The organism is Fluviicola sp. (assembly GCF_030151805.1).
Classification (GTDB): Bacteria; Bacteroidota; Bacteroidia; order Flavobacteriales_D; family Crocinitomicaceae; genus Fluviicola.
This window is the reverse complement of the sequence record NZ_JASLCN010000435.1, coordinates 1-9,709: the sequence shown is the minus strand read 5'-3', so window position 1 is coordinate 9,709 and position 9,709 is coordinate 1. Positions and strand designations below refer to the sequence as shown.

7 protein-coding genes and 1 pseudogene are annotated in these 9,709 nt (G+C 41.4%); 2 read left to right on the top strand and 6 right to left on the bottom strand.

What is annotated here, in order from left to right:
- The 3 genes and pseudogenes from Q1V93_RS16530 to Q1V93_RS16520 form a co-directional block, all read right to left on the bottom strand.
- A pseudogene (locus tag Q1V93_RS16530) lies at positions 1-167 on the bottom strand (phosphoglucosamine mutase); the annotation flags it as partial.
- Positions 168-249: 82 nt separating this feature from the next.
- The gene (ribH, locus tag Q1V93_RS16525) at positions 250-738 is read right to left on the bottom strand and encodes a 6,7-dimethyl-8-ribityllumazine synthase (protein WP_300666182.1); all 489 of its coding nucleotides are present in this window, start codon (positions 736-738) and stop codon (positions 250-252) included.
- A gap of 9 nt (positions 739-747) precedes the next feature.
- Positions 748-1,380 carry a tetratricopeptide repeat protein gene (locus Q1V93_RS16520; RefSeq protein WP_300666181.1) on the bottom strand — a complete coding sequence of 211 codons (633 nt, stop codon included), beginning with the start codon at positions 1,378-1,380 and terminating at the stop codon, positions 748-750.
- Between the two features lie 319 nt (positions 1,381-1,699).
- Here Q1V93_RS16520 and Q1V93_RS16515 point away from each other — a divergent pair, with 319 nt between their 5' ends.
- Both Q1V93_RS16515 and Q1V93_RS16510 read left to right on the top strand, forming a co-directional pair.
- Positions 1,700-4,669, top strand: a complete 2,970-nt coding sequence (locus tag Q1V93_RS16515) for a sensor histidine kinase (protein ID WP_300666179.1) — start codon at positions 1,700-1,702, stop codon at positions 4,667-4,669.
- Positions 4,670-4,682: 13 nt separating this feature from the next.
- Positions 4,683-5,327 carry a response regulator transcription factor gene (locus tag Q1V93_RS16510; RefSeq protein ID WP_300666177.1) on the top strand — a complete coding sequence of 215 codons (645 nt, stop codon included), beginning with the start codon at positions 4,683-4,685 and terminating at the stop codon, positions 5,325-5,327.
- A gap of 87 nt (positions 5,328-5,414) precedes the next feature.
- On the opposite strand, the gene Q1V93_RS16505 is transcribed toward Q1V93_RS16510, so the two are convergent.
- The 3 genes from Q1V93_RS16505 to Q1V93_RS16495 form a co-directional block, all read right to left on the bottom strand.
- Entirely contained in the window at positions 5,415-6,581 is a 1,167-nt protein-coding gene (locus Q1V93_RS16505; protein ID WP_300666176.1) for a T9SS type A sorting domain-containing protein, read from the bottom strand.
- A 131-nt stretch (positions 6,582-6,712) separates the two neighbouring features.
- Complete coding sequence (locus tag Q1V93_RS16500) at positions 6,713-7,435, bottom strand: LytTR family DNA-binding domain-containing protein (RefSeq protein ID WP_300666174.1); 723 nt, start codon at positions 7,433-7,435, stop codon at positions 6,713-6,715.
- A 238-nt stretch (positions 7,436-7,673) separates the two neighbouring features.
- The coding region (locus Q1V93_RS16495) for a T9SS type A sorting domain-containing protein (RefSeq protein ID WP_300666172.1) at positions 7,674-9,709 on the bottom strand (2,036 nt) is incomplete at its 5' end.

Below are 9,709 nucleotides of genomic sequence, written 5' to 3'. Positions count from 1 at the left end.
CTGGCATCTCTTCCCACCACCACTTTCAATGGATTTGAATGCGAAAGGGATTTCAGCCACGTACCGTAAGCCGCAGCAAACTGCACTGCATCAATGGGCGTTAAATTATCTCCCGGAACACCTCCGATCGTTCCCCTGATTCCTGGAATAGATTTGATTAATGTCATGGTGTAATTGAAAAGTGAAAATTGAAAATTGAAAAGTTTCTGAACCACTCAAAGGTCTCCCTTTTCAATTCTACATTTTCAATTAATAATTTCTTTTAAGTTCGATCATTCGCAACACCGTCACAGCTGCTTCCACACCTTTGTTTCCGTGCTTTCCTCCTGCTCTGTCGATGGATTGTTGTTCCGTATTGTCTGTCAGCAAACAAAAACCGATCGGTTTATTGTATTTCAGTGTTACGTCTACAATTCCCTGGGTTGTTCCCGAGCAAACGAAATCGAAATGCCTCGTTTCTCCCTGAATTACCACACCGATTGCAATGATTCCGTCGATTTTTTCGTTCTGTGCAAACCATTGAGCTCCCAAAGGCAATTCGAATGCACCGGGAACCTGTTTGATAATAATCCCGGATTCTTTCACTCCTGCGTTGATCAATGTTTCAACTGCTCCTTCCAATAATTTGGAAGTAATATGACCGTTCCATTCAGAAACAACAATGCCGATTGAAAAATCGGCACCGTTTGGAATTGTATCTTGATCGAACGCTGATAAGTTTTTTAAACTTGTAGCCACGTCTCTAATTTATTTGTTGGATACTCTGGCAATGTATTTGTCAATCGTTTTTTGTTGACCAAACATGTAGTAATCCTGATTAATTTTTTCGTATAACTCTTTCGCTTTCGCGTAGTCTTTGATTTCTTCCGCAACCTGACCAGCTTTAAACAAGTATGTCGGAGTTGTCCATTCGTTCTCGTTTACTTCAGCTGCATCTTCGTAAAAACTCAAAGCGTCTTTGTACTTCCCAAGTTCGCTGTTGCAATCTCCCTGAAGACCCAAAACCATTGCCGGTCCATAAGTATCTTTCAACGAAACATCTTCCAGCAATTTCAATGCTTTCTTGAAATCTCCTTTTGCCATGTACTGACGTGCCAATGTAAATTTAGCCACCTGGCCACCCTGGTATCCATCATTTTTCTTTACAAAAGGTTCCAATTCTGCAATTGAAGCATCCACTGAATCTTTTGCTGCCAAATTCAATCCTCTGTAATATCCTTCATTGGATTTTTGATTCTTCGGAGCATAAACAAGTTGTTTATACAGAATATATCCAAGAATTCCCACAATGAATCCAATCACTACAGCAGTGATGATTCGAAGTTTTTTATTTTGTTGAAATTGACGTTTAAGATCATTAAAACTGGTAGTACCTGCCATTTGTTCATTTATTTAAGCGTTGCAAAAATAATCTTTTTTTCGAATTAGGAATTGAAACTTATCAAAAGGTGATTGTGAAGAAGGATTTTAGTTGTTTTTTCTTTGTTCTGAAAGACAACGAATTCGATCAGTGATAGTCATTCATTACAGGATTGATTTCATTTTCCGCCTGTTTGGTTCTATTCATTGAAAAATGAATCAGCAAACGACCTTGATAAAAAAGACGTCTATTCTAAAAACTGTTTATTTTCAGAACAACCATTTTTTCGGGAACTTCTGAACGTTATATTCGACACAAAAATTCACTGGGTCACGACATATGTTTTATCGATTCTTACTCCTGCTTACCGTATTTAATCTCTCAGCACTGAATGCTTTCACACAAATCAGTTATGACCATTATACGGTCAACGACGGATTACCCAGCCAAACGGTTTATTATGCCATCCAGGATAAACAGGGTTTTCTCTGGCTTTCAACCGACGCAGGAGTCAGTCGTTTTGACGGTAAAAAATTCACCAATTTCACCACAGAAGACGGACTCGCCGAAGATGAAATACTGGCCATGTACGAGGACAACAAAGGGCGTATCTGGTTTTTTCCTTTTAGCAAGAAAATCAGTTATTATTACAACGGGAAGTTTTATTCGGAAAAAAACGACCCGATGATCAAACAATTACCCGATCAATATTTGGGCTATACCTTTTCTTTTGCCGAAGATGCTTTCGGAAATATCTACATTCCTTCCGTCAAAAGGGAACTGATCAAAGTTGATCTTCAAAACAAGATCACCCGCTACCGGATTCCCGGAGACATTTCCTGCATTTACCCGAGCATTGACCGAAAACGAATATTTTGTGTCACGTCGGCAACAGTAATAAAGCAAGGCGAAATATTTGAATTAAGCTCATCGGGAAACTTCAGAAAAATTCCGGATACGGCATTGGATAATCAATGGAAAAACAGAATCTGGTATACCAATCCGGTGAGTACCGCAATCCTTTATAGTGTAAGAAATAAACTCTACAGAATCGACGAACTCAAGCCTACGTATCTGTTATCTTTTGAGTACATTCCCGGTCGCGAACAATTCAATTGGTTTAATAAAGACCGCTATTCGAATATCTGGCGATCCGATCTGATGGGGCAAAATCTGTTGTATCGGCGAACCGGAAATACCTACCAAAAACCCGTCAATATCCTGCCCGATAAACCGGCTTTTATCTGTTTTGACAAGGAAAATAACATCTGGCTTCTCACCAAGGCAGAAGGCATCTACAAAATTCCTTATTCCAGGTTGTCCAATCAATTGGAATTCGAAATAAACACACGTTCAAAAGGAAAGCACCTGCTAAGTTCCTGTATCACGGACGACGGAATACTCTGGCTGGGATACACCAATGGCTATCTCAGTTGTTTTTCAAAAAACGAAACAAAACACTACGATCTGGGGATTTATTCTGCTCTTAACAACAGGGTATTACAGATCAAACAGGATCAGGACGGAAATATATGGATCATCACTGACCGGCTGATTCTTTTGGTTAAAAAGAAATCAACCGGTGTTTATACTGAACCTATTGAAATACGAAACAAAAACGGAGAACGTATCGGAGCAAATAAAGGGATTTACTTTGATCCGCTTGGAAACACCTTTCTTACCTGTCCTGCTTTTCCGACACTAAAGCTGAATAAACAGCTGATGGCATTTGAACGTGTGAATAAGAAATTCGGAAACCCGTTTGGAAGGGTCTTCAGCAATTACATCGATTCCAGGGGAAGAAGCTATCAAAGCTCTATTAAAGGATTCGGATTATTCCTTGACGAAAGTCATGAAGTATTTAAAAACCTGTCGGTAAACGAACCTCGGCTCAAAGTGAGAGTACAGCATTACGCCGAAAATAGCCGCGGGGCATTGTTTCTGGCAACCTATAGCGACGGGCTCATCGCTATGAAAGACAATAAGCTGATAACTACGTTTAAACGTTCTGACGGTTTGGCGGGATCAATCTGCAAACGGATTTATTGTATTCGCGATACGATTTACGTGGCTACCAACGGCGGAATTTCCATCCTGTCATTTCAGAATAACCGGTTCAGGTTACTCCTGAATGTAAAACAGGACAAGGGGTTGATCTCAAACGATGTGAATGATCTCTCATTCCGCGATCATTTTATGTATGCCGCCACAACGGAAGGGTTATCAATCCTTCACTTGCCGATCCGGAATTTAGCTTCGTCCAAACCACCCATTCTCAGCATTCAGCGGATTCGTTCCGGGAAAACAGAGCTTGATCCGGGAAAAAAGTTTGTGTTGCCTTACAACCAGGACAAAGGAATTACGATCGGGTACATTGCTCCTGTAATGGATAAACCACAACTGGTTCAGTATCGGTACAGGTTCACCGGAAACGAAAAAGAATGGCAGATAACAGCATCGAATGAACTGGAATTTTCCGGTCTTCCTTTCGGGAAATATGCCCTGGAAATCCAGGCGAAAAAATACAACAGCAACTGGGGGCAATCCAAAGTCATCCGCTTCACCATTACCCCGCCCTTTTATTACAGCAACTGGTTTTTGCTTTTATCCATATTCTTCGGAATCACACTGCTGATACTCACATTCCGGTTTATTCTGAAAAGAAGAGTCCAGCACCAACTCCTTGCAATGCGCGAACGCGAAGCAGTTGAGAAAGAACGCATGCGGATCTCGGCAGACATTCACGACGATATAGGCTCAGAAATTACAAGCATCATTATCCTGTCAAAAACACTGCGCGATCAACGTTCGGCAACATCCATCGACAGCCTGCTGGACAAACTGGAAACCTCATCACACGAAGTCATCAATAAAATGAATGAAGTCATCTGGACGCTCAATTCTTCGAACGACACACTGCACAATCTCCTGGCATATATCCGGAATTACATCTCTCAATTCTCGGAAAAGCATGACCTGAATACCTCCCTTGAAATGGAAGATTCACTTTACCGCGACACCCCCATGAGTGCAGAACAAAGGCGGAGTATTTTCCTGCTTGTAAAAGAAATCCTGCACAATGTGGTGAAACATGCACATGCCGGTCAACTGCTCATTACCATCTCAGAGTCTTCACACACACTGCTCATCAAAGTATGTGATAACGGCAAAGGATTCAACACGGATTCCGATACCCAGGGAAATGGTTTACGAAATATGTCTAAACGAATAGATACACTCAAAGGAAAACTATCCATAACAAGCGAAATTGATAAAGGCACGTGTATTCAGATAGAATTACCCATTTGAAAAAAAAACAACTATGAATGAATTGATTAACGTCTGTATTATTGAAGACCATCCGGAAATGCGGGAAGGTATGTTATTTATCCTTCATTCGGAACCGGATTTTCGCTGCACTTCCTTTTCAAATGCAGAGGGTGCTTTGGAGGCTTTTCACCGATCAAAACCAGATGTGGTGTTGATGGACATTAATCTTCCCGGAATAGACGGCATTGAATGCACCCGGAAAATCAAAGAGCTGCACCCGGAAATGCTCGTCATGATGTGCACCGTTCTGGAAGATTCGGAGAAAATATTCAATGCTCTGAAAGCCGGAGCCAACGGGTATTTACTAAAACGTTCAGCCGGTCAGATTCTGATACAATCTATCAAAGACCTGGTAAACGGAGGAGCTCCCATGAGCAGTGCCATTGCCCGTAAAGTGGTCGATTCCTTCAAAGAACCCGAAACAAAACGTGCCAATCCGGAAGAATCTTCCTTAACAAAAAGAGAGAATGAAATCCTGGATTTGGTCGCAAAAGGGTATGCTAACAAGGAAATTGCGATCAAACTTACGGTGAGCCTGCATACGATCCGCACGCATATTTATCACATCTATGAAAAACTTCATGTACGCAACCGGGTAGAAGCATTGAATAAAACAGGAAGGCATAAACTCCGGTAGCCATCCATTTTTCGGTTCAGAATTCCCGATCTGTTCAAAACAAAAAAGCCACCCAGACGGATGGCTTTAAACTTTATTCCGGTTTTATTAATCTTCAATCAGCATTTTTCTGCTGTCAACACTTTTGCCGCCAATCGTTAAGTGGTAAATATACGACCCTTTGCCCAGCCCGGTAAAATTCACGCTTCCATTACCCTTCTCCTGCAATCGGATGGATTTTACAAATTGTCCTAACGTATTATATATTTCTATTGATGCCTCTCCCGCCGAATCATTTGGAAGATAATACCTGATAACGGTCTCCCCTTTTGCAGGATTTGGAGTGTTTTGGTATAGTTTCGGTCCTTCACTTTCGATACCCGTTATCAGTTTATTTTGCTGGCTTATAAGATCCTTTAATTCCTGGATTTCCTTTTTAAGACCATCAATCTGAGCCTGAAATTCTGTTGGGTTCTCATTAGTCCGGATCGCTGAAGAAGCAGATACCATCAGATTACCGCTTGCATCAACCACCAAAATATTTCCTGTCCCGCTTGGAAGTCCTTCAAGACGGACTGTTCCCACACTGTGAAAATTAGCTGTAGGTGCAGTAGTTCGGATTCCAACATACTGGTCTTTAATTAAAACCGTCGAAACATCCGACATTCCAAACATGATTGATCGGGGAATATTATTTACCAGCTTTGCAGAAGCATGCGTTCCTGAACCAAATACGAAAGACCGGTCATCGTGGGCTTCAAGGTCTATACCAAAACCTCCGGAGTATTCACTTACCAGTCTGATTCCGGCACCGATTGCAAACTGGTTCGAGTTACCAAGATCATTCACCCAGCCCAGAGCAACAGATTTTGACGCTCCGTTGCCAACGATATTCCCCTGGCCCACAACAATGTTTGCACCTCCTGAGTTAGTGACATCATTCCCCCAGCCACCTACCAATGAGCTGTTTGAATTTATGCCGAGACGGTTGGTTGTCCCGAAAACAAGACTCCCTTTAACATTTGCAGTATTGGTATTATTAACACTCTCCACCAAAAAACTTCCGAATTCATTGAGCAGGGCTTGTCCCGGGTTGGGGGCCGCCCCATTGGTTCTCAGGTAAAATGGTGCGAAATTCGTAGTTCCTGCATAGTTTACGCTGCTGGTTATTAGATTTCCGTTCAGCATCCATGCATTTTGCGCACTCACTAAACCTATCGAAAAAATCATAGCTGCTGCCGCTGCGCTTTTTGCGTTAAATAAAATTCGTTTCATAGTAATTAAATATTATAAGGTTAAACGTGTCAGCAAATTATTAAACAACTGGTTTGTAAAAAAACACAACTGATCAACTGTAACTGAGAGATGAGTAAGTGTGATTATTGTTCAGTTAAGTGTGAAGCAGATCAGAGCATCTTCTTTAGAAAATCATTTTTTCTCCGGGCAGAAACATCGAGAACGGAATTATCCGACATAACAACCTGCCCCCCTCTTCCTTTGATATATTCTTTTATATGATTGGGATTAATCAGATATTTATGATGTATCCTTAAAAAATGATAATTGGCAAAACACTTCTCAAAATCGCTGAGTGTTTTTGAAGCAATGGTTTTTGTATGATCGGAAAAATAGATCAAGGTATAATTAGAATCGGCCTCACATCGGATAATATCATGAATATTTATCCTCTTAAAACCATTTAAAGTAGGAAGACTGATCTTCTGTGAAAGAGAAATATCTTTAGAATGCTTTTGATTGTCTTTGCCAAAATTTTCGACAGCTTTATTCACTGCTAACACAAAATCCAGGGTTTTTAAAGGTCTGATAAGCCAATTGGCAATCCCTTTTTTGATCGCCCTCACTGCAGATTGCTCAGAATTAGTAACAAAAATGATCTGTGCTGTTTTTTTCTTCAGTCTGACAAGGATATCAGAATGCTTTTCTGCAACCAATTGAATACCGACAAATAAAATATCAATAGGAATGTGATCCATTTGAAGCAATCCCTCTTCCAGGTTATTTGTTTTAAAAACAATCTGAAAATCAGGAAATTCATGTCTTAACAGTTGAGGAACGCCCTCCTCCTCGCTGTATCTGCCAATAATGCAGACTTTTAAATTTGTTTTCATAGTATCAGATTTTGAGTTCATTTCGTCATCGCCAGAAAAATCCTCAAAAGCATAGGGGGCTTTGAAGAGTTTTGTTTCAAAACTCTCGCTCTGTCAAAGGTTTTTCTGATTCAGTCGTGTGTGTTCTACTAAAATAGAAATACCTGAAGACTAAAACAATACGCTCTTTACATGCTTTTTCAATACTAAAAAAGCCTCACGCATTACCGTGAAGCCTTTTGAAAACAATTCATTCAGTTTATTTTTCCACGATCACAGTACCGGATTGAATCATGTCTGCCGCGTTTATGCGATAGATATAAACACCCGGAGCCAGTGATTTCACATCAAAATTGGTAGTCTTTTGATTCTTCAGTGTCTGTCTGGCAACTTCGTGCCCGGATACATCAACGAGAACAATCATACCGTTTTCGACAACTGAAGGCAATTCAAAATTCACCGTAGCAGAAGCCGGATTCGGGAATACTTTTACGTCCCGAAGAGCCTTAGCTTGCTCTACACCAGCTGTTCCTTCAGCCCGGTAAGCACCTGCAGGAGCTTCTTCTCCATCGTACGTGACAATAAACTCAAAACTTCCATGCATTTTAAGTCCTTGCTGCGTATTGGAGAACTGCTGAAAATACACATACTCCGTTCTCATTTCCGTACCGTCTGCTCCCGGTTTAAGTGTAAACTCCATCTCCACAGGATATTGATAATTTGCAGGAAACAGAATGCCATCCAGCCTCACTTCATTGGTACCGTTAAACGTTACCGTTTTTGCCACAGGATTGGTTTGCTGGTAAATTCCCAAAGAACCTCCGGCTACCCATAAATCATAAATATCTCCGAGATAAACAGTGATTTCAGCAAACTGGCTCAGTGTACTAACAGTAATATCCCTGTTTGAAAAACTCAAAGAAGACACCCGGGATGTACTTTCGACATTTCCGGCCAGCACAGTCAGCTTTTTACCCGGAAGATGATAAATTCTTACCACTTTCGAATTGCGCAATACGATATTATTATTGTATTCCATATTCCGGAACACGTGTTCCGTCTCCTCAAAAGACATTCCATCCGTATTTATCCCATGATGACCATCAACAATTCGTCCCTGAAAACAAATCCCCATATTGCTTGCCCCCGTATAAGCTACCGGATCCGGCGCTGTCCACGCCTGTTTAAATTCCTGCTTGGAACCGGCTGGCATTGCCGGAAGGGTAATCACCGCAATCTCTTTTCCCTGTGGCAGAGAAGTCCCCGGGTAAATATCTGTCGTCCAGTTTCCGGGCCACTTTTGTTCGGTTCCTCCCACTGTCCAGTACATTTTCACTTGCTTTCCGGCAGGCGAAGCAACACAGCCCATATTTCTCACCGTCACATACATGTGATTGTTACACATGGCACTTCCGCCTCCAAAACATGGATCCTGGTTCATATTCACACGATCATCAGGAAATACCCGGTTCCAGATATCCGGATCCCATGGTGAATGATCGAAATTCTGAGAATTGGGTTCATCATACATATCCAGGTAAGAATCCCTCATGGCAAGATCGAATGTCAGGCTGGAATTCAGCGAGAAATTTGTTTTTCGGGATGTCATCACATTGCATCCGGTGTTATCTTCCAACAGTAAGTCAAACAAAACCTTTCCTGCTCCTGATGTTCCCGTAATTTCCGGTGATAATATGTCATAGTGATTCAATGAAACAGTATTTCCCGGTAAAGCAGTCCAATAGCAGGTATAAGGAGGAACTCCTCCGGTAACATAAGCGGTTAACTTAGGACTTACAGACGCACCCGGAGTTCCCGGAGCGCACAAGGTGTTGATATCAATGTTTTTAATTTTTACCCCTTCCGATATCTTCCATATAACCGGAATCTGGGAATTAAACATGTATACACAATTATCAAGATCAATTGCAACCCGTCTGATAACCCCGATTGGAATAGATTTTGGATGTCCGCAATCATCCGGAAGCATTGCAACAGTATTCGCATTATTTCCCGCAATCGTAGAAATAGCACCTCCGAGCCCGGGTGTTACTTTTCTGACTACAAAATTATAACTGTCACCGATATACATATTTCCGAAACTGTCAAAAACAAAATCCAGTGGATTAAACAATTGGGCATCAGTTGCCCGTCCTCTGTCTCCTGAATAAGCACCTAATGCTCCCCGGGTTGCAGACGGTATTCCTGCATATTGTGCTATACCAAAACTTACAGGATCTATTTTCCGGATGGTATTCCACGGAGTTTCCGAAATGTAGATATTACCATAGGCAT